Source organism: Agromyces cerinus, from assembly GCF_016907835.1.
GTDB classification, from domain to species: Bacteria; Actinomycetota; Actinomycetes; order Actinomycetales; family Microbacteriaceae; genus Agromyces; species Agromyces nitratus.
Window position 1 is genome coordinate 3,387,283 of the sequence record NZ_JAFBCT010000001.1, and the last position, 24,251, is coordinate 3,411,533.

The following is a 24,251-nucleotide window of genomic DNA, read 5'->3' on the forward strand; positions in this document are numbered from 1 at the left end:
GCTGCTCTCCATGCGCTTCGGAACGCTCGACTTCACGCCCGCCGCCGACTCCCCCGCCCTGCTCGCCGCGCCGACCGCCACCGCGATCGGTGCGATGCAGGCAGCGGATGCCTCGGGCGTGCTGGTCGCCGCGATCGATCCGGGCCTCGCCGACACGGCCGCCTTCTGCGAGCACTACGAGATCGCGATGGGCGACGGGGCGAACTGCGTGATCGTGCAGGCCCGGCGCGGCGAACGCACCTGGTTCGCGGCGTGCCTCGTGCGCGGCGCCGACCGACTCGACGTGAACGGCGCGGTGCGCCGGTACCTCGACGCGCGCAAGCTCTCGTTCGCCCCGATGGAGGCCGCGGTCGAACGCTCCGCCATGGAGTACGGCGGCATCACGCCGCTCGGCCTGCCCGACGACTGGCCGATCCTCGTCGACGAGTCGGTCGCCGCGCACGAGCGGCTCATCGTCGGCAGCGGCATCCGCGGTTCGAAGCTGCTGGTCACCGGCGCGCTGCTCGCGGGCCTGCCGAACACCGAGGTACTGCCGATCGCGCAGCCTGCCGCGTAGCCCCGGTCGGCGCCGATCGATCCGTTCAGTCCCGCGTCGCGGAGTCGCGCCGGCGTCGCCGCCGCGCGAGGAGCACCGTCGCCACCGAACCGCCGATCGCCACGAGGAGCGCCGCGATCGCGACGCCGAGGTAGCGCCACTCGGATGCCTCGCTGTAGGGGAACGTGTCGGCCCAGTCGAGGCCGAGGCGCACGACGACCGCGCCGAGCACCCAGCTCAGCAGGATGCCGCCGATGACGAACAGGGTACGACGCATCCCCTCATCGTAGAAGCCGTACTGTCGGCGCCGGGCGCTAGCCTCGATGCGGCCCGCGATCGGGCCGCCGACGGAGGACGCCATGCCGAAAGACGCTCGACCCAAACCGCCCCGCCTCGACGAGATCGTGCTCGCCGACCTCGTCGATGGCGAGATCGGCGAGCTGTCGGCCGGCGACCGGGTCGAGGCTCGGCGCTACCGCGGCGGCGACCTCTCCGAACGCGACCTCACCGGGGTGGCGATCGGCGAGTGCGAACTCGTCGGGGTGTTCGCCCACGATGCGCTGCTCCGCGGGGCCGTGCTGACCGAGACCGTGATCGAGCGGCTCGAAGCCCCGGTGCTGCGTGCACCCCGCGCGACCCTTCGCGACGTGCTCGTCTCGGGCTCCCGCATCGGGTCGGTCGAGTTCTACGACAACCATTGGCAGTCGGTGCGCTTCGTCGGCTGCAAGCTCGGCTTCGTGAACCTGCGGGGGTCGGAGGTCCGCGACATCCGCTTCACCGACTGCACCATCGAGGAGCTCGACCTCGGCAATGCCAAGGCCGAACGCGTCGCGTTCGAGCAGTGCGACGTGCGATCGCTCGACGTGACCGGCGCGAAGCTCACCGACGTCGATCTGCGGGGTCTCGACCTCGCTGCGATCGCCGGCATCGAGGGCTTGAAGGGCGCCACGATGGACGGCATGCAGGTCGCGCTGCTCGCGGCCACGCTCGCGAATCACCTGGGCATCCGCGTCGTGGACTGATCTCCGATCCGGCGGCGGTCAGCTTCGATGCGGTGTCGTGATCGAACGGCTCTTCCCCGGGCCGCCGTTGGGAGCTAGTGTTGGCCGAACTGGGTCAAGCGACCCAGTTGGAGACAGCGAGGTTCCCGATGCACGACGCCCCCACGACGCAGCCGAACGATCAGGCGGATCGCTCGACCCCCGAGGCCGCGCCCGAGCGTCGCCCGGGCGTTCGTCGCCCCCTCGTCGCCGTCGCATCCATGCTCATCCTGATCGTCATCCAGGCCGTCGCCGACCCCACCGGGCTGCTCGCGCTGGTCGGCTGGTCGGGTGCGATTCCGCAGGCGAGCGCCGGCGTCTGGCCGTTCGCCCCGTACCTGGTCTTCGTGCCCGTAGTGCTCGGTGTGGTCTGGTGGGCCGCGGTTCGCGCAGGCGACCGGTTCTGGACGCTCACGGCCGGCGTCGTGCTCGCCGTGCTGCTCGCGCAGGCGGCGGCGTGCTTCGTCATGACGTGGGACCTCGCGGTCGCCGGCTGGGCGGCCGGCTTCGTGACGGCGAAGGCCGTGCCCGCGGCCCTCATCGTCGCCGCACTGGCTCGCTGGTTCGGCGGCCCGACGACGCGGCAGACGCTCGAACGCGGGTCGATCTGGCCGGCGGCCGTGCTGTTCGCCGCGGTCACGCCGCTCCTCGCCGGCCTGTGGTGGACGGGCGCCGTCTACGCCGACGGAATCCCGGTGGCACGGCCCGACCGCGGCATCCTCTCGATGCTCGTCGCCGTCGTGCTCATCGCAGGCGCGACCGCGCTCAGCCTCGGTTGGCTGCGGACGCGCGTGCCGGGCGTGCTCGGAGGCTGGCTCGCAGCACTCGTCGCGGGTGGTCTGGTCGGCCTCGTGCAGGCAGTCGTCGCCCTCATCGTCGACGGCGGCTTCGCCGGCGACATCTGGCCACTGATGGCGGCGTACGTGACCGTCGCCGACGGGCTCGCGTTCGGCGCCTGCGCCGGCTGGATCGTCGGCGTGAGCGCCCTCGTCGTCGACCGGGTGCGAGCCCGACGCGCCGCGTCGCGTGCACCGCAGCTCGTCGTCGCGTCGATCGCCGTGGTCGCGATGGGTGCGGCCCTCCTGCTGCCCAGCACCGACGTGGCCGGTGCCGACGCGGCCGGTGCGGCCGGCGAGACGGCTCCCCCTGAGGGGTTCCTCCGTGCCGAGGGCTCGATCATCACCGACGGCGCCGGCAACCAGGTGCTGCTGCGCGGCGCGAACGTCAACCAGCTCGTCGACTTCTACCAGCACCAGGCCGATGTGCCCGCGACCCGGCCGCTCACCGAAGACGACTACGCCGGCATGGCCGAGTACGGCTTCAACGTCGCGCGCCTCAACATCTCGTGGTCGGCCCTCGAGCCCGAGCGCGGCACCCTCGACCCCGAGTACCTCGCGAAGATCGAGGATGCGGTCGATTGGGGCACGGAGCACGGCATCTACACCGTGCTCGACATGCACCAGGACGGCTGGTGGAACGGCCCGACCGAGGAGGGCACCGTCTGCCGCCCCGGCACCGAGGAGATGTGGGGCTACGACGGCGCTCCCGAGTGGGCGACGATCACCGATGACGCGCCGCGCTGCCAGTTCACCGGCCGCGACATCTCCCCCGCCGGCGACCGTGCGTTCCAGAACTTCTACTTCGACACCGACGGCGTGCAGACCGCGTTCGCCGAGACCTGGGGCAGGCTCGCCGCCGAGTTCGCCGACGAGCCGATGGTCGCGGGCTTCGACCTCATCAACGAGCCCGGCTTCGGCGAGACCGCACCCGTGACGACCTCGCACCAGCTCGGAAGGCTCTACGACCGGGCGATCGACGAGATCCGTGAGGCCGGCGCCCCGCAGATCGTGTTCTTCGAGCCGAGCATCCTGTGGTCGGGCCTCGGCTTCGACACCGGCCCCACTCCCGGCTTCACCGACGACGACAACATCGTCTTCTCGCCGCACCTCTACGCCGAGTCGATCACGATGGACCGCGACCTCGGCATTCCGCCGATCGTGAGCATCGAGCGCCAGTTCGCGCTCGCGCAGCGCGTCGCCGACATCTACGGCGTCCCGCTGTGGTCGGGCGAGTACGGCTACTGGGGCAGTGAAGCGAGCAACTGGGGCGAGGACACCGACTCGCTGTCACGCCTGAACCGCTACGCCGACACTGAAGACGAGCGCATGCTCGGCAGTGCATATTGGGTCTGGAAGCAGGCCTGCGGCGACCCGCAGAACGGCATCGGCCCGTACGGCAACGCGCTCATGATGCAGGAGTGCGAGACGGGCGGCGAAGCCCCGCCGAAGACCGGCCTCCTCGAGATCCTGAGCCGCGCCTACCCGCAGTCGGCACCGGGCGTGCTCACCTCGCTCGAGGCCGAGGGCGCCGTCGTCGACCTCACGGGAACAGCTGCCGAGCGCAGCTGCGACCTCGAGGTGTGGGTCCCCGGCACGGCCGAGCCAGACGTCGAGGTCACCGGCATCACGAAGCTCGAGACGACCGAGGTGCCGGGTGGATGGATCGTGACGGGCTGCGCCGACGGCGAGTACACGCTGTCGACCGACGGCTAACCTCGGAGGCATGACCGAGCACGTTCCGAATGCGCGCGACGATGTGCGTGACGCGAGGCGCGACGACGGACGTCGCGCCTCGCTCACCGCGATGATCGCCGCCGAGCCCGACCGGCTCCGGCGACGGAGCATCTCGCTCGGCGTCGCGCCCGACGATGCAGAGGATGTCGCGCAGACGGCGCTGCTCCGGGCCTGGCGTTCGATCGAGCAGCTGCACGAGCCGGGACCCGGGCAGATGTGCTCGTGGCTCGATGTCATCGCGCGGAACGCCGCGGCCGACCTCGCCCGCCAGCGGGCCCGTCGCCCGGTGGCGGCGCTCGACGCCGACCTGCCCGGTGATGCGAGCGTCGCCGACGACGTCGAGCTGCGCGTGATCCTCGACGGCGCGCTCGACGCGATCCGAGCGCTTCCCGATTCGCTGCGCGAGCCGCTGCTCCTGAGCGTCGTCGACGAGCTGTCGGCCCCCGAGATCGCCGAACGGCTCGAGATCACGCCGGCCGCGGCGCGGCAGCGCATCTCCCGCGCACGCAAGACGCTCGCCGAGTGCCGGGAATCCGGGATGTCGGAAGCGCTCTGACGGCGCTCCCTACGGCAGCAGGGCCGGCCCTGTTCCCCCAGCGGCCGGCCCTCCTGCAGTCATGGAGGTTCAGGCGGTGCCGAACGGGTTGTCGACGGCGTAGCGCCATCCGTGCTGCTCGTCGTGCACGGCGACATCGGCGGTGGTGCCCGCCAATGCGATCTCGGCGCCGTCGGGACCAGTTCCCGTGATCGTCCAGTCGGCGATCGCGAGGCCGGTGCTCCCGCTCTGGAACACGTGACGGACCGTCATCGTGATCGGGAGGTTCAGGCCGAGGAACTGCTCGAGCGCACCACGCACGGACTCTTCGCCCTGCACGGCGTGCCCGGGCGCCGGCACGAACACGACGTCGTCGACGTTGAGGGCCATCAGTCCGTCGAGGTCGCGCGCGTTGAACCGGTCGGCGAACGCGAGGTTGAGCTGGTCGAGTGCGGTGACGGGAGTCGCCATGCGGGCGTGCCTTTCTTCGTGAGGCCCGCCTGCTGCCGGCCTCTCCAGAGAAAGACGCCCCCGCGCGCGAAGTGTGACATGCGGGTCTGACGAAGCGCGCCAGGCTGCGAAGCTCGGAATGCGCACGAGTTGCCGAGCCGAGAACGAGGGCGGGCCGAGAACGAAGACGGCCCGGGTCTCAGTGAGACCCGGGCCGGTTCGATGGTGGTGCGCGAGGGGGGACTTGAACCCCCACACCCTTGCGAGTACTGGCACCTGAAGCCAGCGCGTCTGCCAATTCCGCCACTCGCGCATGTGTGGTCGCACCTCAGTGCGTCCAACCACGAGAGACTAACATCTCGCGCCCCGCAAAGCCATTCGAGTGCAACGGATGCCTCCCGCCCGACACAACTGCGGATATACGATCGGGCGCGCCGGGCGAAATACCCGTGGCGCGGGGTGGCGGATCGTATATCCGCAGCCGTGTTCGTTCGGACCTCAACGCCGCCGCCCGCGCCTCCATGATTCCTCCGAGTCCGGCTCACACCTCGCGCTGCCCCGCCACCCGGGAATAGCATCGATCTGCGGGTTCCGTTGCCCCGACCGTCGCGACGAAAGGACCGCCCCTTTGACTCCCCCCAGCGACTCCAGGCAGGACCTCAGCGGCATCCGTGCCTATCTCTTCGATCTCGACGGCGTGCTGACGCCGACCGCGACCGTGCACATGCACGCGTGGGCGCGACTCTTCACGCCGTTCCTCGAGCAGCACGGCGCCGCGCCGTACACCGAGGCCGATTACTTCTCGTACATCGACGGCAAGCCCCGCTACGACGGGGTTCGCAGCCTGCTCGAGAGCCGCGGCATCCGCGTGCCCGAAGGCGACGTGACCGACGCGCCGAGCGAAGACACCGTGCACGGCCTCGGCAACCGCAAGAACGAGGCCTTCAACGCGACCCTCGCCGAAGAGGGCGTCGCGGCGTACCCGGCGAGCGTCGCGTTCCTCGACGCGATTCAGGCGAACGGATGCCTCGTGGCCGTCGTCTCGAGCTCGAAGAACGCCCCATCGGTGCTGGCGGCGGCGGGGCTCGCCGATCGCTTCGAGGTCGTCGTCGACGGCGCGGTCGCCGCGCGCGACGGCATCCCCGGCAAGCCGGCCCCCGACACCTTCCAGCACGCGGCCGAGCTGCTCGGCGTGCCGACCACCGCGTGCGCCGTCGTCGAAGACGCCGAATCAGGCGTGACGGCCGGCGCCACCGGCGACTTCGGCGTCGTGATCGGCGTCGACCGCGGCGTCGGGCGGGCGACGCTCGAAGCGCTCGGCGCCGACATCGTGGTCGACGAGCTCGACGAGCTGATCCCCCTGCTTCCCGCGAACGCCGACGCGCCCGCGAACGACACCCCCCGAGAGGACCGCGAATGAGGTTCGCCGACCACGACCCGCTGAACCGCACGCGCTTCCCCATCGACGAATGGGCGCTCGTGGAGACCGAGTTCGGCGACGCCGACATGGGTCGCACCGAGACGATCTTCGCCGTGGGCAACGGGTACCTGGGCCTCCGCGGCAACGTCGAGGAGGGCCGCGACGGCCACATGCACGGCACCTTCGTGAACGGGTTCCACGAGACGTGGCCGATCCGCCACGCCGAAGAGGCGTTCGGCTTCGCCCGCGTCGGCCAGACGATCGTGAACGCCCCCGACGCGAAGGTCATCCGGCTCTACGTCGACGACGAGCCGCTCGTGCTCACCGTCGCCGAACTCCTCTCCTACGAGCGCCGGCTCGACTTCCGGCTCGGCGCGCTCAGCCGGTCGATCGTCTGGCGCACGCCGTCGGGCAAGCGGGTGCTCATCACCAGCCGGCGCATGGTGAGCTTCACCGACCGCCACCTCGCCGTGCTCGACTACGAGGTCGAGCTGCTCGACGCCGACGCCGCAGTGACGATCTCGAGCCAGATCCTGAACCGTCAGGACGGGCGCGACGAGTACCGCTCGGGTGTGCCCGAGGCCACCGGCAGCTTCGACCCGCGCAAGGCCGAGATGTTCAACGAGCGCGTGCTGCAACCGCGGGTGAAGCGGGCCGAGGGCGGGCGCTACATGCTCGGGTACCAGGCCACGAACTCGGGCATGACGATCGCGGTGGGCGCAGAGCACCAGATCGCGACCGAGAACCAGTTCAGCGAGTCGAGCTCGATCGGCGACGACCTCGCGAAGCACATCTACCGGGTGCACGCCAAGCAGGGCCAGCCGATCCGGGTGACGAAGACCATCAGCTACCACACAGCCCGCACCGTACCCACGCGCGAGCTCGTCGACCGGTGCGACCGCACGCTCGACCGCGCCGCCGAACTCGGCGTCGCCGAGCTGTTCGAGCAGCAGCGGTCGTGGCTCGACGACTTCTGGGCGCGGTCCGACGTCGAGATCGAGGGGCAGGCCGCGATCCAGCAGGCCGCGCGGTGGAACCTCTTCCAACTCGCCCAGGCGACGGCGCGCACCGATGGCGACGGCGTCGCCGCCAAGGGCGTCTCGGGGTCGGGCTACGGCGGCCACTACTTCTGGGACACCGAGGTGTACGTGATGCCGTTCCTCAGCTACACGGCGCCGGTCGTGGCGCGCAACGTGCTGCGATTCCGGCAGCGGATGCTTCCTGCCGCCCGTGCCCGGGCGCTCGAGCTGAACCAGCACGGGGCCCTCTTCCCCTGGCGCACGATCAACGGCCAGGAGTCGAGCGCGTACTATGCGGCCGGCACCGCGCAGTACCACATCGACGCCGACATCTCCTATGCGCTGAACCAGTACGTCAGGGCCACCGGCGACCAGGACTTCCTCGCCCGGGGGGCGATCGACATCCTCGTCGAGACGGCGCGCATGTGGGAGGACCTCGGGTTCTGGCGCTCGAACGCCGACGACGTGTTCCACATCCACGGCGTCACCGGACCCGACGAGTACACGACGGTCGTCAACGACAACCTCTACACGAACGTGATGGCGCGGGCGAACCTCGCCGCGGCGGCATCCTCCGTCGACGACCTGCAGGTGCAGGACCCGGCGGCCTACGACCGCCTCGTCGAGCGCCTCATGGTGACGCCGGCCGAGGTCGCGAGCTGGCGGCGTGCGGCGGCGCACATGCACATCCCGTTCGACGAGCAGCTCGGCATCCACCCGCAGGACAGCGCGTTCCTGCAGAAGGAGCTGTGGGACCTCGAGAACACGCCCGACGACCGGCGCCCCCTCCTGCTGCACTACCACCCGCTCGTCATCTACCGCTTCCAGGTGCTGAAGCAGGCCGATGTGGTGCTCGCCCTCTACCTGCAGGGCGATCGCTTCTCGACCGAGGCCAAACGCGCCAACTTCGAGTACTACGACCCGCTGACGACGGGCGACTCGACGCTGTCGGCGGTCGTGCAGTCGATCATCGCGGCCGAGGTCGGCTACCACGAACTCGCGATGCGGTACTTCCGCTCGGCGCTCTTCGTCGACCTCGCCGACCTGCACAACAACACAGCCGACGGCGTGCACGTCGCCTCGACCGGCGGCGTCTGGAGCGCCCTCGTCTCGGGCTTCGGCGGCTTCCGCGACCACAACGGGGTCTTCGCGTTCGACCCGCGCCTGCCCGACGGCTGGCAGCGGCTGACGTTCCGCGTCACGCTCCGCGGCACGCGGCTGCGCGTGACCCTCGACCCCGAGTCCATCTCCTTCGCCGTCGAGGCGGGCGTCGAGGCACGGGTCAGGGTGCGCGGTGCCGAGGTGGTCGTGACCGCGGAATCGGATGTCTCGGTGCCGCTCGACGGGCAGGGTCCGCGTCGATTCGGAGCGCCGACGATGCGCGATGTGACCGGCTCGCGCCGAGCCGACGGAACCCTGCTCACGGCGTCGATCCCGACCCTGTCGCTCGACGTCGACGAAACCGACTCGGCGATCCAGATCGACTGATCACGAGTCTTCCCAGCCCTTCGGGCTACCATGTCACAAGTCACGACGGCGTCGGTGAGAAACGGCGACGTCGGTGCGAATCTGGAGCGGGAGACCTGTGGGCCTACTGGACAACTTCGAGAAAGGTCTCGAGCGTGCCGTCAACGGCGCGTTTGCGAAGACCTTTCGCTCGGGGCTGCAACCCGTCGAGATCACCTCTGCCCTGAAGCGGGAGATCGACACGAAGGCTGCAGTCGTCTCGCGCGACCGCGTGCTCGTGCCGAACAGCTTCGTCGTGCGCATGGCACCCGACGACTACGCCCGCATGTCCGGCCTCGGGCCGGCGCTCGTCGACGAACTCGTCGACCTCGTGCAGAAGCACGCCGCGAGTCAGCGCTTCCAGTTCGCGGGCGGCATCACCCTCTCGCTGGAGCGTGACGAGAGCCTCGCCGTGGGCATGGTGCAGGTCGATTCGCAGAACGTGAAGGGCCAGGTCGCCTGGACCCCCGTGCTCGACGTGAACGGCAAGCGCTACCCGATCATGAAGGGGCGCACGGTCATCGGCCGCGGCAGCGAGGCGGATGTCACCCTCGACGACTCCGGCGCGTCGCGCCGGCACGCCGAGGTGCAGTGGGACGGCAGCCGCGCGCGCGTGCGCGACCTCGGCTCGACGAACGGCACCCAGCTCAACGGCGCCCCGGTGAAAGACGCCATCCTCGAGCCCGACTCGGTCATCGGCATCGGCCGCTCCCGCATCACGTTCCGGGTGCTCGCGCAGGCATCGAACACGAACACGGGCTCCCGCGGCCGCCCCGACCCGGCCACCGAACGTCACGACATGGGCGGGTTCTGGGGGCCCGGCGAATGAGCGAACTCACCCTCCTCGTGCTCCAGCTCGGCTTCCTCGTGCTGCTCTGGGTGTTCATCTTCGCGATCGTCTACGCGCTGCGCAGCGACCTGTTCGGCCAGCGCGTGCGCAAGCTCCAGCCCGAGACCGCGGTGGCCGCTCCTGCGGCCGCGCCGGCCGCGGCATCCGCGTTCCCGAGCGCCCCGATGGCGGCGGCCGCAGCACCGACCGCGCCCGTCTCGCGCCCCGCGGCGACCGGCGGCACTGCCGGCGAGCTCGCCTCGAGCGAGAACGCCACCCGACTCGTCATCACGAGCGGGGCGAAGAACGGCGCCGAGTTCCCGCTCGGCCACGATGAGATCACGATCGGGCGCTCGAGCGACTCGGCCATCATCATCCGCGACGACTACACCTCGACCCACCACGCGCGCCTCATGCAGTGGAACGGCCGCTGGATGCTGCAAGACCTCGATTCGACCAACGGCACCTTCCTCAACGGCTCCCGAGTGACCGTGCCCACCCCGATCCCGCTCGGAGCCACCGTGAAGGTCGGAGCGACGACGTTCGAGCTGCGGCGGTAGCCATGGCGAACATCAAGGCGAGCGCCGCGGTCTCGCACGTCGGGCGGATCCGCTCGAACAACCAGGACTCCGGGTACGCCGGGCGCCGGCTGTTCGTGGTGGCCGACGGCATGGGCGGCCACGCGGGCGGCGACGTCGCGAGCGCGATCGCCACGCGGCGCATCGCCGAGGCCGACGTCGACTACGACAACACGACCGAGGCCTCGGCATCCCTCGAGGGCGCCCTCATCGCGGCCAATCGGCAGCTCGCCGCAACCGTCGCCGATCACTCCGAGCTGACCGGCATGGGCACGACGGTGAGCGCCGTGCTGCTCGTCGGCGACCGCGTCGTCATCTCGCACATCGGCGACTCGCGCATCTACCTGCTGCGTTCGGGTGAGCTCAGCCAGATCTCGACCGACCACACGTTCGTGCAGCGTCTCGTCGACGCCGGCCGCATCACCGCCGAAGAGGCCATGGTGCACCCCCGTCGTTCGGTGCTCATGCGGGTGCTCGGCGACGTCGAGGCCTCGCCCGAGATCGACGCGCTGGTGCTCGACACCCGCGACGGCGACCGCTGGATGCTCTGCTCCGACGGCCTCTCGGGCGTCGCCTCCTTCGACGACATCCACGACATCATGTCGGCTGACGCCGGCGCCAAGCAGGTCGCCGATCGGCTCGTCAAGGCCTCCCTCGACGGCGGCGCCCCCGACAACGTCACCGTCGTCATCCTCGACATCGGCGAGCCGCCCGCACCGGCGACCCCGCCGCTCATCGTCGGGTCGGCCGCGGCACCGCCGGCGTTCGGCCAGGCGGCCGAACCGGTGCGGCCCCGCGGCATCCGTCTCACTCCGTTCCGTCCGCACCCGGTGCAGGAGACGCACTTCGAGCCCGACTCCGAGGACTTCTTCGACGAGATCATCGAGGAGGACGCTCGTCGTCGCCGCCGCCGCCGCTGGGTGTGGGGCTTCTGGATCGTGCTGCTGATCGGCGCCATCGTGGCGACCTTCGCGCTCGGCTACCAGTGGACGCAGACCCGGTTCTACGTCGGCGAGTCGAACGGCAGGGTCGCGATCTACCAGGGCATCCAGCAGAACCTGGGACCGATCTCGCTGCACGAACTGTTCACCGAGACCGACCTCGACGTCGCCGAGCTGCGCACCTACGACCAGCAGCGGGTCCAGCAGACGATCAGCGCGGGCTCCTACGCCGAGGCATACCGCATCGTGCAGCGATTGGAGGAATCCGTTGAGTGACCTCCAGTCCGCGGTGCCCACCGCCACGCCGCCAGAGGGCGTCCGTCGCATCCGGATGCCGCAGAAGCTGCGCAACCTCGAATTCTGGCTGCTGCTCGTGGCGTGCTTCATCAACGCCTCGGCGATCGTGCTCGTGCAGCTCGGGGCGCTCGGTCACGTCGACACGCAGCTCGTGCTGCTCGGCGCCGGCCTCTCGCTGCTCGTGTTCGGGCTGCACATCGCGATGCGCTTCGTGGCGCGCGACGCCGACCCGTTCCTGCTGCCGATCGCGACGGTGCTGAACGGCCTCGGCATCGCCATGATCTACCGCATCGACATCGCCTACGGCGATGTCGGCTGGGAGAGCGCCGCGGTGCGCCAGATCGCGTGGAGCGCGATCGCGATCATCTGCGCGATCGCGACGATCCTCGTGATCCGCAATCACCGCGTGCTGTTCCGCTACACCTACCTCGCCGGGCTCGTCGCCATCGTGCTGCTGATCCTGCCGCTCGTCCCGGGCATCGGGCAGGAGCGCGGCGGCGCCCAGGTGTGGATCGGCATCGGCGACATCGCGACCTTCCAGCCCGGTGAGATCGCGAAGATCGCGCTGGCCGTCTTCTTCGCCGGCTACCTCGTGCGCAACCGCGACTCGCTGTCGATGGTGGGCACGAAGTTCCTCGGCATGCAGTTCCCGCGGGCACGCGACCTCGGCCCGCTCCTCATCGTGTGGGCCCTGTCGATGGCCGTCATCGTGTTCCAGCGCGACCTCGGCACCGCGCTGCTCTACTTCGGGCTCTTCCTCGTGATGCTCTACGTCGCGACGAGCCGGCTGTCGTGGGTCGTGCTCGGGCTGAGCCTCTTCATCGGCGGCGCGATCATCGCGAGCCAGACGCTCGACTACGTCGGCAACCGCTTCGCGAATTGGCTCGACCCGTTCAGCGACGATCGCTTCGGCGCCGAGATCGGCGGCAGCTACCAACTCGTGCAGGGGCTCTTCGGGCTCGCGAACGGCGGCCTCATCGGCACCGGCTGGGGCCAGGGCCGACCCGACCTCACCCCGGTGCCGCAGAGCGACTACATCATCGCGAGCCTCGGTGAAGAGCTGGGCCTCGCGGGCATCTTCGCGATCCTCGCGCTCTACCTGCTCTTCGTGGCGCGCGGGTTCCGCATCGGCTTCGCCGGTCAGGACGACTTCGGCAAGCTCCTCGGCGTGGGGCTCGCGTTCGTCGTGGCGCTCCAGGTCTTCATCGTCGTCGGAGGCGTCACCCGGGTCATCCCGCTGACCGGCCTCACGACCCCGTTCCTCGCCGCCGGTGGTTCGTCGCTGGTGGCCAACTGGATCATCGTCGCGCTGCTGCTGCGGCTCTCCGACACGGTCCGCAACCATCCGAGGCTGGTGATCGACGGATGAACCGCGAACTCAAGCGCGTCTCCATCGTCGCGTTCCTCATGTTCCTGACGCTGCTCGTCTCGTCGACGATCATCCAGTACGTGCGCGCCGAGGCCCTCAACGCCGACGCCCGCAATTCCCGCACGCTGTACGAGAGCTACTCGATCGAACGCGGCCCGATCCTCGTCGGCGGGGAGCCGATCGCATTCTCGGAGCCGTCCGCCGACGACTACAAGTTCCAGCGCATCTACTCGAACGGTCCCCTGTACGCGCCGGTCACCGGCTATCTCCCGGTCAACGGCGAGGCGACCGGCCTCGAGCGCTCGGTCAACGAGTACCTGAGCGGTCAGTCGTCGAGCCAGTTCTTCGACTCGATCAACCGCCTGATCTCCGGGCAGGACCCGATGGGCGCCTCCGTCGAGGTCGCGATCGACGAGGTCGCGCAGCAGGCCGCATGGGACGCCCTCGGCGACTACACCGGAGCCGTGATCGTCACCGAGCCGTCGACCGGTCGCATCATCGCGATGGTCACGAAGCCCACGTACGACCCGAACACGCTGGCGGTGCACAATTCGGCGGAGGTCACCGCCACCTACGAGGGGCTGCTCGCCGATCCGGCCGACCCGCTGTTCAACCGAGCGACGGGCGGCGACATGAACCCGCCCGGGTCCGTCTTCAAGCTCGTCACCGTCGCCGCGGCCCTCGAGTCGGGCAAGTACACGCCCGAGAGCCAGCTGCCGAACCCGACCTCCTTCACGCTGCCGGGCACCGACTCCGTCGTGCGCAACACCGAGGGCGGCGACTGCGGCGGCGGCGAGACCGTCAGCATCGCGACCGCCCTTCGGCTCTCATGCAACATCCCGTTCGCCGAACTCGGCATTGAACTCGGCGACGCCGCGATCCGCGAACAGGCCGAGAAGTTCGGGTTCAACAACGAGTTCCTGATCCCGACGGCCACCGAGGCGAGCGTGTACCCCCGCGCACTCGACGAGGCCCAGACCGCGCTGACGGCATTCGGCCAGTACGAGGTGCGCGCGACGCCCATGCAGATGGCCATGGTGTCGGCCGCGATCGCCAACGGCGGCATCGTGATGAACCCGAACCTGGTCGATCAGATCACGGCGCCCGACTTCACTCCGTTGCAGGAGTTCGAGGCTCAGGAGTTCGGCCGTGCGATCAGCGAGGAGACGGCGAACACCATGGTGCAGATGATGGTCAACGGCGTCGAGAACGGGGCCGCGAGTAATGCAAGAATAGACGGCGTCAGCGTGGCCGGTAAAACGGGTACAGCGGAGAACGGCGAGAGCGACCCCTACACTCTCTGGTTCACCGGTTTTGCCCCCGCCGACAATCCTCAGTATGCGATCACAGTGCTCGTGGAGGATGGCGGGGGACTTGGTCAGGATGGGTACGGCAATCTCATAGCCGCACCCATCGCAAAGCAGGTACTAGAGGCGGTGCTGAACAAATGAGACCGAGCGCAGGGCTCACCTTCGGAGGGCGCTACGAACTGCAGTCCCGCATCGCGATCGGCGGGATGGGCGAGGTGTGGCAGGCCACAGACCTCGTCATCGGTCGCCAGGTCGCGATCAAGATCCTGAAAGACGAGTACCTGGGCGACCCGGGCTTCCTCGAGCGCTTCCGCGCCGAGGCCCGTCACGCCGCACTCGTCAACCACGAGGGCATCGCCAACGTCTTCGACTACGGCGAGGAGGACGGCAGCGCCTACCTCGTCATGGAACTCGTACCCGGCGAGGCCCTGTCGACGATCCTCGAGCGGGAGCACGTGCTCTCGACCGACAAGGTGCTCGACATCGTCGCGCAGACGGCTGCGGCACTGCAGGCCGCGCACGCCGCGGGTCTCGTGCACCGCGACATCAAGCCCGGCAACCTGCTCATCACGCCCGACGGCCGTGTCAAGATCACCGACTTCGGCATCGCGCGCATCGCCGACCAGGTGCCGTTGACGGCCACGGGCCAGGTCATGGGCACCGTGCAGTACCTCTCGCCCGAGCAGGCGTCGGGTCACCCGGCCTCGCCGACCACCGACATCTACTCGCTCGGCATCGTCGCCTACGAGGCGCTCGCCGGCCGCCGCCCGTTCACGGGCGAGTCGCAGGTCGCGATCGCCATGGCGCAGATCAACGAGACGCCGCCCGACCTGCCGGTCACGGTCTCCGAGCCGGTGCGCAACCTGGTCTACGGATGCATCGCGAAGAACCCGGCCGACCGGCCGCAGTCGGCCGCGCATCTCGCGCGTGCCGCGACGGCGCTTCGACGGGGCGACGTGCAGGCGGCCGCCGCTGCAGTGCCCGCGGTGCTGGGCGCCGCCGGTGCCACCGCCGCGACGATGCTCATGCCCGCGGCCGGTGCCACGGCCGCCACCACGGTGCTGCCGGCCGCCGGCGGAGTCCCCGGCGATGACGAAGAACCCGCCGAAGAGAAGAAGCGCAGCCCCTGGACCTGGCCGCTGATCGTGCTGATCGCGCTGCTCGCGATCGTGCTGATCGGCACGATCATCGCGCTCGCGCTGAACGGCGACGACAAGAAGACGCCCTCGTCGACGTCGGCGAAGCCGTCGACTCCGACGAGCGCACCGCCGACGAGCGCACCGCCGACCAGCGAGGCGCCCACGAGCGCGCAGGTCAACCGCGAAGACTATCTCGGCCTCACCGTCGACGAGGCGCGTGCGAAGCTCCAGGACCTCGAGATGGTGGTCAATGCAGTCGAGGGCAAGCCCGCCGTGAACGCGAACGATGTCGGGCGCGTCTTCGACGTGAACCCGACCGGCAACCTGCCGATCGGGTCCGAGGTCACGATCACGTACTACGCAGCCCTCGAGACACCGGGAGCTCCGTCGTCGGCACCGCGTGTCGACCCGACGGAGATCCCTGCCGGCGGCAACCAGCCGTTCACGGTCTCGTGGGACGCGCAGAGCTGCCCGAGCGGTCAGACCCTGTCGGGATACCAGGTGACGGTTCAGGGCACCGGGGCTCCGACGGCGCAGCCGTCGGCCGGTGGCGCCACTTCGACGGTGCTCACCACGACCCCTGAGACGGCCGGCGACCTCACGGTCACCTTCGTCTACTACTGCGGATCCGTCGCGTCACCGGCATCGCCGTCGACGACGGTGACCGTGCTCCCGGCCGACCAGTAGGCCGAGCCGAGGATTTCGACGAGAGGAACAGGACCGCACGTGAACGATGAAGGACGAGTGCTCGCGGGGCGATACCGCGTCGGCGCCCTCATCGGGCGCGGCGGCATGTCCGATGTCCACGTCGGCACCGACACGAGGCTGGGGCGTCAGGTCGCGATCAAGCTGTTGAAGCCGCAGCTCGCGACCGACCCGGCGTTCCGAATGCGGTTTCGTCAGGAGGCGCAGTCGGCAGCCCGCATGGCCCACCCGACGATCGTGCGCGTCTTCGACGCCGGCGAGGAGACGGTCATCGACTCCGCCGGGCAGGAGGTGCAGCTGCCGTTCATCATCATGGAGTTCGTCGAAGGCCGCCTGCTGAAGGACATCATCCACGATGGCCCGCTCGAGGCGTCCGCGGCGGTGCGGGTCATCGACGGTGTGCTCACCGCGCTCGAGTACTCGCACCGTGCAGGTGTGGTGCACCGCGACATCAAGCCCGGCAACATCATGATCACGACCGCCGGCCAGGTGAAGGTCATGGACTTCGGCATCGCGCGCGCCGTCTCCGACTCGTCGACGACGGTGGCGCAGACCACGGCGATCCTCGGCACCGCCTCGTACTTCTCGCCCGAGCAGGCGAAGGGCGAGACCGTCGATGCCCGCACCGACCTCTACTCGACCGGCGTGGTGCTGTTCGAGATGCTGACCGGTCGTCCGCCGTTCCGCGGCGACACTCCGGTTGCCGTGGCCTACCAGCACGTCAGCGAGCGCCCGGTCAAGCCGAGCGTCGTCAACCCGAAGGTCTCCCCCGCGCTCGATTCGGTGGTGCTCCACGCTCTCGCGAAGAACCGCGACCAGCGCTACCAGACGGCCGCCGAGTTCCGCGCCGACGTCGACACCGCGGCTGCCGGTCAGGTTCCCGTGCACCGCGAGCCCGACCAGGCCGCGATGCTCTTCGGAGCGCCGACCGGCTCGCTCTCGAGCTCCGAACTGGCCCTCCGCCAGCTGGCCGAAGACGAGACCATGACCAGAACCCAGCGCCGGCCGCCGGCGATCTGGATCTGGTCGGGCATCATCGGCGTCATCGTCATCGTCATCGCCGTCATGTACTGGGCCTTCAATCTCCAACCGACGGCCGAGTTGCCGTCGAACGTCAAGGAGATCCCGGTGCTCACCGGGAGCACCTACGAAGAGGCCGTCGACGTCCTGCAGGAACTCGGGCTGCCCGCGACATCAGTCGAGAAGACCGATGACACCGTGCCCGCCGGCCAGGTGATCAACACGGATCCGCCCGCGGGCGAGATCGTAGACAACGGCACCGCCGTGACCGTGTTCGTCTCGACCGGCAAGCAGGCCGTGGCCGTGCCCGACCTCCGGAACAAGACCCTCGAACAGGCGAAGGCCGACCTCAAGGCACTCAACCTCGTGGCGGGGGTCGAGACGAGGGAGTCCTCGCCGACCGTCCCGGCCGACACCGTACTCGGCACCTCGCCCGAGGCGGGCGCTGCCGTCGAGGTCGGTTCGACGGTCGACTTCCGCATCTCGAGCGGCACCGTCACCCTCACCGACGTGACCGGTCAGACGCTCGAGGCGGCGACCTCGTACCTCGCGGCCGAGAACCTGCAGCTCACGGCCGTTCCCAAGCCCGACAGCTCGTGCCCGTCCCAGCCCGGCTCGCCGGTCACGCAGCAGTCGCTCCCGCCCGGAGACGTGCCGCAGCACTCCACGGTCGAACTGACCTACTGCGCGGGCTGACCTCACTCACCGGGAGGGCAGCGAACAACCGGAAGGCTCGAGTGGGGCCTCCGCGACCCTCGATGACCCCTCAGCCGGCAGTCGCCCGCACGAGTGGGCTCAGGCCCACGGCCCGCTCGCGCGCCTCGAGCATGCCCGCGACCGCCAGCCAGTTGCCGAGCATGCGATAGCCGCCCTCGGTCAGCACCGACTCGGGGTGGAACTGCACGCCGAAGATCGGGGCGCTCTCATGCCGCAGTCCCATGATGACCCCGCCCTGGGTGCGGCTCGTCACGATGAGCTCGGCGGGCACCGTGCCGTCGACGACGGCGAGCGAGTGGTATCGGGTCGCCGTGAACGGCTGGGGCACCCCGTCGTAGAAGTCGCTGTCGTCGTGGGTGATGAGCGAGGTCTTGCCGTGCATGAGCTCTTCGGCGTTCGTGACGACAGCACCGAACGCCTCGGCGATCGCCTGGTGACCGAGGCACACGCCGAGGATCGGCTGGCCCGAGGCGAGGGCGGCTTCGACGACCGGGATCGACACACCGGCATCCGATGGCTTGCCCGGCCCCGGTGAGATCAGCACGGCGTCGTACTCGGCGATGCGTGCGGCGACGTCGGCGACGTCGAACGAGTCATTGCGCACGACCTCGGTCTCTGCGCCGAGCTCCTGCAGATAGCCGTTCAGCGTGTAGACGAAACTGTCGTAGTTGTCGATGACGAGGATGCGGGCCGGGGGGTTCTCCATGTGTCAGTTCACTCCACCGTGACGTTGATCGGATTCAGGATGCCGTCGACCCACGGGAACACCCACGTGAACAGGGCGAACACGACGGCGACCACGAGCAGCAGCATCAGGATGACGCGCAGCCACACCGGGCCGGGCAGCACCCTCCAGAGCGCACCGTACATGTCTCAGTCCCCCCACTTCGCGACGATCGGCGCGATCTCGGCAGGCGCGCCGGCCGCACTCGGCTGCCACGACTCGAGCACGCCGTAGGCGATGATGCGTTCGGCGGTCGAGTACAGCGGGTTGCAGCTCGTCAGCGTGACGATGCGGTCGGTCGGCGCGAGGTCGGGGTGATGCGGCACGGGAGCCAGCACGTCGACCGTCTCGGGCGTCACGTACTCGAAGTCGCGGAACCGGTAGGTGTACCAGCCGTCCTTGGTCTGGATGTAGATCGCGTCGCCGAGCTGCAACTGCTCGATCTCGTGCATGCCGCCGCCGTAGGCGCTCCGGTGCGACGCGATCGCGAAGTTGCCGACCTCGCCGGGCATCTGCGTGTCGGGGTAGTGCCCGACGCCGAGGTCGAAGCTGTTCAGCACATCGAGCCCATAGCCCTGGGCGACGTTGCGCTGCGAGTCCTCGCCGAAACGCGGCACGTACATCACCGCGAAGGCCTCGCCGTTGCCGTACTCCGTCGCGTCGACGACGGGTGCGCCGTAGTCGGCAGGGTCGGGCGGAGGCGTGGCGCCCTGGCTCGCGCGAGCCTGCTCGAGCCACTTGCTGCTCTGCTCGGATGCCGCGGACGACTGCTGCTCGGCCATGATCGCGTCGTTCCACCAGAGCTGCCACCCGAGGAACAGCAGGATCAACGCACCGGCGGTGAGCAGCAGCTCGCCCAGCACCCCGACGACGCTCACACGGGGACGCCCGCCCTCCGACGAGCGGCGTGCATGCCGCGTATCGGCCTGGGACTCGGACATGAGGGCGATTCTAGCCCGCGGAGCAGTGAACCGAATGTGTTCGCAGGCCTTCCCTCGGCTAGAATCACCCGCATGGCACGTACGAAATCATCGAAGCCCGCGCGCGCAGAACAGGCGAGCGGCGAAGAGGCTCCGAACCCGGTGTGGTTCAAGCCCGTCATGTTCGGCTTCATGCTCGTCGGGCTGGCCTGGATCATCGTGTTCTACGTGAGCCAGGGTGCGTACCCGATCGCCAGCCTCGAATCGTGGAACATCCTGATCGGCTTCGGCATCGCCTTCATCGGCTTCCTCATGACCACCCGCTGGCGCTAGCCGGCGCGACAAGCACACGAGAGGGGCGGATGCTGCGGCATCCGCCCCTCTGCTGTTCGTGCCGCCTCATGGCTGCACGTGCGGCTTCGATGCAGAGTTCTCCACAGGGTGTGGAGAACCGGAATCCCCCGTGTCCCCCGTAATGACGACAATTACATCGGTGTAACTCTCCCCAGCTGTGGAGAGAGCTGTGGATAACTTCGAACGGCGTCAGGCGATCGGGAAGAGGAAGTAGCGCAGGCTCAGCAGCAGCAGCACGACGCCAACGGCGACCAGGAGCCACACCTGCAGGCGCCGCTGCGACCGCTTGCGGGTCTCGACCAGGATGAAGCCGATGAGGGCTCCGGCGGCGAGCCCGCCGAGGTGCGCCTGCCAGGCGACGTTCATGCCCGGGATGAACCCGATGACGAGGTTGATGCCGAGCAGCACGAACAACTGCGTCGCCTGACCGCCGAGTCGGCGCTGGATGACGAGGAATGCACCCATGAGCCCGAAGATGGCACCGGATGCCCCGACGACCGGCATGTTCGGCGGTGCGAGCCAGAGCACGCCCACGGAGCCGGCGAGGCCGGACAGCAGATAGAGCGCGAGGTAGCGCCACCTGCCGAGCAGGCCCTCGAGCAGTTGCCCGAAGATCCACAGGGTGTACATGTTGAGCAGCAGGTGCAGGATGCTGCCGTGTGCGAACACCGACGTCATCATGCGCCAGGGCTCGAGGTAGCCCGGGTGCGAGTAGAGGCCCGCGTAGCGGATCGCTCCAGTGACACCGAGGCCGGGGATCATCTGCAGCAGGTAGACCGACACGGAGATTCCGATGAGGGTATACGTGACCACGGGTGCACCTCGACCGGCGGCCGAACGCATGCGCGTCAGCACGGCCGGCTTGGTGCGCGGGGCGCTGGCGCGCTGCTCGCGCATGCACTCCGGGCAGATGACCCCGACCGGGGCCTGGGTCTGGCACTCGGGGCAGATCGTACGCCCGCACCGCTGGCAGAGGATGTAGCTCTGCCGATCAGGATGCCTGTAGCAGAAGTTCGCCCGATCTGGCCCCGAGTCGCTCACCTCCGGGTCAGACCTGCTCGACGGTGATGCTCTCGATGACGATGTCCTCGAGCGGCTTGTCGCGACCGTCGGTCGCCACGGCGGCGAGCTTGTCGACGACGGCCTGGCTCGCGGGGTCGGTCACCTTGCCGAAGATGGAGTGCTTGCCCTGCAGCCACGTGGTGGGGCCGACGGTGATGAAGAACTGCGAGCCGTTGGTGCCACGGCCCATCTGGATGCCGGCGTTGGCCATTGCGAGCACGTAGGGCTCGGTGAAGTCGAGGTCGGAGTTGATCTCGTCGTCGAACTGGTAGCCGGGGCCGCCGACGCCCTGACCGAGCGGGTCGCCGCCCTGGATCATGAAGCCGGGGATGATCCGGTGGAAGATGACGCCGTCGTAGAGGGGCGCGGTGGACTTCTCACCGGTGGCGGGGTGGGTCCACTCGATCTCGCCCGTGGCGAGGCCGACGAAGTTCTTGACCGTCTTCGGGGCGTGGTCGCCGTAGAGGTCGACCTTGATCGGTCCGTGGTTGGTGTTGAGCGTCGCGACTGCGGTAGGAATCGGCATCCTCATATTCTGTCACGGGTGGATTCGTCAAGCGGCATGCCGGATTCGGACTCCCACCTCGCTTCCAGCCGTTTCGGTGGCAAGATGGAGTGGTTCGCTGCACATCGATGGAGGTCGAGATGAGCCTGTCACGCAAGCGCCGCAAGGAACTCAAGCGACTGCAGAGCAACGCTGGGGATCTCTGGGAGAACCAGCAGGCCGTGCTCGAGCACGCCAACGCAGTCGCTCGGGAGGCCAGCCGGCAACTCGGCCACCTCACGCGCGAAGAGGTCGTGCCCCGGGTCCGCACCGGGTACGACAGCTATGTCCGCCCCAACGTGCAGCGCGCCGGCACCGTCGCGCGCGCCGCCGGCGACACGATGGAGCGAACGGTCGGCACCGCGCTGGGTTCCGTGCTCTCGATCGGCGACATCGCCAACGACGCCCGTGTGCGCCGCGCCCTCGAGCGTGTCTCGCCCCGTGCCGACGTCGTCGTCAAGGAGAAGAGCGGCCCCGGCTTCGGCACCTACCTCGCGATCGGCGCCGGCATCGTCGCCGCAGCGGGTGTGGCGTACGCGGTCTGGCAGACCTTCCGGGCCGACGACGAGCTCTGGGTCGCCGACGACGAGCCCCCCGCGGGTTCGAGCACCACAGTCTGACCAGCACGAATTTCCGATGGCCCCGCCTGATTCAGGCGGGGCCATCGTCGTCTCCGCGAGTGCTCTCGGTCAGTGCAGACCCTGATTCTCGACGAATCTGTGAAAACACCTTGCGGTTGGCGTGAGTCTCCCGCTAGTGTCGAAAATCGTTGTTGAACTTGCAGAGCAGAGAGGAGTTGATACCCATGATGAAGCACATCTTCACGCCAGCATTTACTGCGGCCCACACGGGAGTCCTCCTCGTGTCTCGGGCCTGCTAGCAGTTCGCCCCGACGTCTCGCGCATTCGCGCCTGATCGTCCACTCCGCCCCTCGGGCGTGACCCAGCGGCTCCTGCCGCGCATCCCGTCCACGACCTCGTCGTGGGCCGCTCTCCACCGAGCGAGCGGATGTCCCGGCTCACGCCCTGCCCGGAGACGCGACCCGGCTCTCGTCATCGAGCGCCACGGCGCGCCCGCACGCCCGGAGGACTCCGTGGATCCCGCCGTCGCGGCATCCGTCCACCGACCTCCGGAACCACGTCGGCCCGATCCCGTGATCGAACGGTCTCGACCGGATCGGCCGCTGCTCCACCCGCACCACCCGCACGACCCGCACCACCACAACACACAACACACAACACACATCGAAGGAATCACCGTGAATACGAGCACCATCTCCGCCGGCCGCACCGCACAGGTGCAGACCGTCACGCTTCGCGCCGACGCGCGACAGCTCAGCGATCGCGTCGCACGCCGTGCCGCCCACGCGCTCCTCTCCTGGAGCCGCCGGCGCGACGAGCAGCGCACGCACTCGGCGACCGCCGAGCGCCGCAGGAACGAACACGCCGCAGCCCGCCTGCAGGCCGACGAGTTCCGGCGCATCACCCTGATCGCACAGCCGCTGATCTGAGCGACCATGCGCAACATCGACACCACGACACCAGCCAGGCCCCCGCAGGTCGGCATCGCGACAGGCGCGACGATGCCGACCCGCGGGGAGCTCGGCCACCCGCGGCCGTGTCGCGAACGGTTCGGCCTCGACGGTCGGAACGTCGGCGACACGGCCGCGGGTGCGTCTCCCGCACGCTCAACGCGGTTCGGCGCCCGCTCCTACTCCCGACCCGAAGGCGGCACACCATCGGCCGGCTCGGCCGCATTCAGCCGCAGTGCGATGTCGAGCAGGCTCACGCGCTTCAGGCGCGGCACCTCGTCGAGCGCGAACCAGCGCGCCTCGTCGCTCGAGCCGTCGACCTCGTTGCGGAGCTCACCGCCGACCACGCTCGCCCGATAGACGACGCGCATCGCGTAGAGCGGCGCGGCCCCCGAGTGACGCTTCGACGTCGGCACCACCATGGTGTCGATGCCGAGCAGACGGTCGACGGATGCCTCGTACCCCGTCTCCTCGAAGATCTCCCGCCGAGCCGCCACCACCGGGTGCTCGGCGCCCTCGATGCCGCCGCCGGGCAATGTCCAGCCGGAGCGGCCGTGCTCGTTCCAGTGCGAGAGCAGAATCCGGCCCTCGCGGATGATGACCCCGTACGCAGCGATGCGGATGTCCATCAGCACACTGTAGCGGGGGCATCGACGCGCCCGCCCGGCGCCGCTATGGTCGAGGCACCGAACGAACGGAGCGTCACGATGGCCGAGGCGTCGAACCTGATCGCTGCGTCACCCGAAGTCGATCGGTATCTGGGCGGCCTGCCCTCTGATCTCGCAGACACGCTCGCGCGGCTCCGAGACGGCATCCGCGGTGTCGCGCCTGCTGGCGCCGTGGAGAACATCAAGTGGAACGGCCCGAACTACGCGCTCGACGGCGTCGATCGGGTGACGGTCGGCACCGACCCGCGTGGAAAGGTGCGCATCGTGATGCACCGAGGCGTGAAGATCGTCGATTCCGAGGGGTTCAGCTTCGACGACGACACCGGGCTCGTGCGCTGGGCGGCGGCCGACCGCGGAGTGATCGCCCTCGACCCAGCCGAGATCGACGCGCATCGCGACGAGATCGTCGCGCTCATCGAACGCTGGTTGCGGCTGGTGTGAGACGCGGCGATGAGCGCAGCGGGC

The 24,251-nt window shown here is 69.2% G+C and carries 25 protein-coding genes and 1 tRNA gene; 17 read left to right on the top strand and 9 right to left on the bottom strand.

Features of this window, described 5'->3' with window-relative positions; genetic code table 11:
• Nucleotides 1–10: 10 nt before the first annotated feature.
• Complete coding sequence (locus JOE59_RS15730; RefSeq protein ID WP_204462086.1) at nucleotides 11–556, top strand: YbaK/EbsC family protein; 546 nt, start codon at nucleotides 11–13, stop codon at nucleotides 554–556.
• A gap of 25 nt (nucleotides 557–581) precedes the next feature.
• On the opposite strand, the gene JOE59_RS15735 is transcribed toward JOE59_RS15730, so the two are convergent.
• A complete protein-coding gene (locus JOE59_RS15735) occupies nucleotides 582–812 on the bottom strand; it encodes a hypothetical protein (protein WP_204462089.1) in 231 nt (76 codons plus the stop codon).
• 82 nt (nucleotides 813–894) lie between these two features.
• Between JOE59_RS15735 and JOE59_RS15740 the strand changes: the two genes are divergently transcribed.
• From JOE59_RS15740 to JOE59_RS15750, 3 genes are all read left to right on the top strand, one after another.
• Nucleotides 895–1,557, top strand: coding sequence for a pentapeptide repeat-containing protein (locus tag JOE59_RS15740; RefSeq protein ID WP_204462091.1), 663 nt, complete (start codon nucleotides 895–897; stop codon nucleotides 1,555–1,557).
• A 128-nt stretch (nucleotides 1,558–1,685) separates the two neighbouring features.
• Nucleotides 1,686–4,127 (top strand): cellulase family glycosylhydrolase, encoded by a 2,442-nt coding sequence (locus JOE59_RS15745; RefSeq protein ID WP_204462094.1) that lies wholly within the window; start codon nucleotides 1,686–1,688, stop codon nucleotides 4,125–4,127.
• Between the two features lie 10 nt (nucleotides 4,128–4,137).
• Nucleotides 4,138–4,704 carry an RNA polymerase sigma factor gene (locus tag JOE59_RS15750; RefSeq protein ID WP_204462097.1) on the top strand — a complete coding sequence of 189 codons (567 nt, stop codon included), beginning with the start codon at nucleotides 4,138–4,140 and terminating at the stop codon, nucleotides 4,702–4,704.
• Between the two features lie 69 nt (nucleotides 4,705–4,773).
• Here JOE59_RS15750 and JOE59_RS15755 read toward each other — a convergent pair whose 3' ends face one another.
• Together JOE59_RS15755 and JOE59_RS15760 are read right to left on the bottom strand one after the other, a co-directional pair.
• Nucleotides 4,774–5,154, bottom strand: coding sequence for a YybH family protein (locus JOE59_RS15755; RefSeq protein WP_204462100.1), 381 nt, complete (start codon nucleotides 5,152–5,154; stop codon nucleotides 4,774–4,776).
• A 205-nt stretch (nucleotides 5,155–5,359) separates the two neighbouring features.
• Nucleotides 5,360–5,446 (bottom strand) — tRNA-Leu (locus JOE59_RS15760).
• Between the two features lie 315 nt (nucleotides 5,447–5,761).
• Here JOE59_RS15760 and JOE59_RS15765 point away from each other — a divergent pair.
• The 9 genes from JOE59_RS15765 to pknB all read left to right on the top strand — a co-directional run bounded on the left by JOE59_RS15765 (nucleotide 5,762) and on the right by pknB (nucleotide 17,962).
• Entirely contained in the window at nucleotides 5,762–6,553 is a 792-nt protein-coding gene (locus JOE59_RS15765; RefSeq protein WP_239560323.1) for an HAD family hydrolase, read from the top strand.
• Nucleotides 6,550–9,060: a glycoside hydrolase family 65 protein gene (locus tag JOE59_RS15770; protein WP_204462102.1), complete on the top strand. Its 2,511-nt coding sequence runs from the start codon at nucleotides 6,550–6,552 to the stop codon at nucleotides 9,058–9,060. The genes JOE59_RS15765 and JOE59_RS15770 overlap by 4 nt, the downstream gene beginning before the upstream one ends.
• Nucleotides 9,061–9,157: 97 nt before the next feature.
• On the top strand, nucleotides 9,158–9,907 hold the full coding sequence (locus tag JOE59_RS15775) for an FHA domain-containing protein (protein WP_204462103.1): 750 nt from the start codon (nucleotides 9,158–9,160) through the stop codon (nucleotides 9,905–9,907).
• Complete coding sequence (locus JOE59_RS15780; protein ID WP_204462104.1) at nucleotides 9,904–10,467, top strand: FHA domain-containing protein FhaB/FipA; 564 nt, start codon at nucleotides 9,904–9,906, stop codon at nucleotides 10,465–10,467. Before JOE59_RS15775 ends, JOE59_RS15780 begins: the two co-directional genes overlap by 4 nt.
• A 2-nt stretch (nucleotides 10,468–10,469) precedes the next feature.
• Nucleotides 10,470–11,702 carry a PP2C family protein-serine/threonine phosphatase gene (locus tag JOE59_RS15785; protein WP_204462106.1) on the top strand — a complete coding sequence of 411 codons (1,233 nt, stop codon included), beginning with the start codon at nucleotides 10,470–10,472 and terminating at the stop codon, nucleotides 11,700–11,702.
• Nucleotides 11,703–11,757: 55 nt separating this feature from the next.
• Nucleotides 11,758–13,092, top strand: a complete 1,335-nt coding sequence (locus tag JOE59_RS15790) for an FtsW/RodA/SpoVE family cell cycle protein (protein ID WP_204463442.1) — start codon at nucleotides 11,758–11,760, stop codon at nucleotides 13,090–13,092.
• A complete protein-coding gene (locus JOE59_RS15795) occupies nucleotides 13,089–14,543 on the top strand; it encodes a peptidoglycan D,D-transpeptidase FtsI family protein (RefSeq protein ID WP_204462108.1) in 1,455 nt (484 codons plus the stop codon). Before JOE59_RS15790 ends, JOE59_RS15795 begins: the two co-directional genes overlap by 4 nt.
• Entirely contained in the window at nucleotides 14,540–16,228 is a 1,689-nt protein-coding gene (locus JOE59_RS15800) for a protein kinase domain-containing protein (protein WP_204462111.1), read from the top strand. Before JOE59_RS15795 ends, JOE59_RS15800 begins: the two co-directional genes overlap by 4 nt.
• A 39-nt stretch (nucleotides 16,229–16,267) precedes the next feature.
• On the top strand, nucleotides 16,268–17,962 hold the full coding sequence (pknB, locus tag JOE59_RS15805) for a Stk1 family PASTA domain-containing Ser/Thr kinase (protein WP_204462114.1): 1,695 nt from the start codon (nucleotides 16,268–16,270) through the stop codon (nucleotides 17,960–17,962).
• Nucleotides 17,963–18,032: 70 nt separating this feature from the next.
• Here the strand turns inward: pknB and JOE59_RS15810 are convergent, their stop codons facing one another.
• From JOE59_RS15810 to JOE59_RS15820, 3 genes are read right to left on the bottom strand one after another with little or no spacing between them, the layout of a single operon-like run.
• Nucleotides 18,033–18,689: an anthranilate synthase component II gene (locus tag JOE59_RS15810; RefSeq protein ID WP_204462116.1), complete on the bottom strand. Its 657-nt coding sequence runs from the start codon at nucleotides 18,687–18,689 to the stop codon at nucleotides 18,033–18,035.
• An 8-nt stretch (nucleotides 18,690–18,697) separates the two neighbouring features.
• Entirely contained in the window at nucleotides 18,698–18,853 is a 156-nt protein-coding gene (locus tag JOE59_RS15815; RefSeq protein WP_200802717.1) for a hypothetical protein, read from the bottom strand.
• Between the two features lie 3 nt (nucleotides 18,854–18,856).
• A complete protein-coding gene (locus JOE59_RS15820) occupies nucleotides 18,857–19,648 on the bottom strand; it encodes a class E sortase (protein ID WP_204462118.1) in 792 nt (263 codons plus the stop codon).
• Between JOE59_RS15820 and JOE59_RS15825 the strand changes: the two genes are divergently transcribed.
• Complete coding sequence (locus JOE59_RS15825) at nucleotides 19,619–19,960, top strand: cell division protein CrgA (protein ID WP_374191131.1); 342 nt, start codon at nucleotides 19,619–19,621, stop codon at nucleotides 19,958–19,960. The two genes, JOE59_RS15820 and JOE59_RS15825, sit on opposite strands and share 30 nt — an antisense overlap.
• Before the next feature lie 210 nt (nucleotides 19,961–20,170).
• Here the strand turns inward: JOE59_RS15825 and JOE59_RS15830 are convergent, their stop codons facing one another.
• The gene (locus JOE59_RS15830; RefSeq protein ID WP_239560324.1) at nucleotides 20,171–20,878 is read right to left on the bottom strand and encodes a rhomboid family intramembrane serine protease; all 708 of its coding nucleotides are present in this window, start codon (nucleotides 20,876–20,878) and stop codon (nucleotides 20,171–20,173) included.
• A gap of 151 nt (nucleotides 20,879–21,029) precedes the next feature.
• Entirely contained in the window at nucleotides 21,030–21,569 is a 540-nt protein-coding gene (locus tag JOE59_RS15835) for a peptidylprolyl isomerase (protein WP_204462136.1), read from the bottom strand.
• Between the two features lie 119 nt (nucleotides 21,570–21,688).
• Between JOE59_RS15835 and JOE59_RS15840 the strand changes: the two genes are divergently transcribed.
• Nucleotides 21,689–22,207 carry a hypothetical protein gene (locus tag JOE59_RS15840; RefSeq protein ID WP_204462138.1) on the top strand — a complete coding sequence of 173 codons (519 nt, stop codon included), beginning with the start codon at nucleotides 21,689–21,691 and terminating at the stop codon, nucleotides 22,205–22,207.
• 638 nt (nucleotides 22,208–22,845) lie between these two features.
• Nucleotides 22,846–23,097 carry a hypothetical protein gene (locus tag JOE59_RS15845; RefSeq protein ID WP_179551622.1) on the top strand — a complete coding sequence of 84 codons (252 nt, stop codon included), beginning with the start codon at nucleotides 22,846–22,848 and terminating at the stop codon, nucleotides 23,095–23,097.
• A 200-nt stretch (nucleotides 23,098–23,297) separates the two neighbouring features.
• Here JOE59_RS15845 and JOE59_RS15850 read toward each other — a convergent pair whose 3' ends face one another.
• Entirely contained in the window at nucleotides 23,298–23,747 is a 450-nt protein-coding gene (locus JOE59_RS15850) for an NUDIX hydrolase (RefSeq protein WP_204462140.1), read from the bottom strand.
• Nucleotides 23,748–23,792: 45 nt separating this feature from the next.
• Here JOE59_RS15850 and JOE59_RS15855 point away from each other — a divergent pair, with 45 nt between their 5' ends.
• Nucleotides 23,793–24,227 carry a DUF1801 domain-containing protein gene (locus JOE59_RS15855; RefSeq protein ID WP_204462142.1) on the top strand — a complete coding sequence of 145 codons (435 nt, stop codon included), beginning with the start codon at nucleotides 23,793–23,795 and terminating at the stop codon, nucleotides 24,225–24,227.
• The last annotated feature ends 24 nt before the right edge of the window (nucleotides 24,228–24,251 follow it).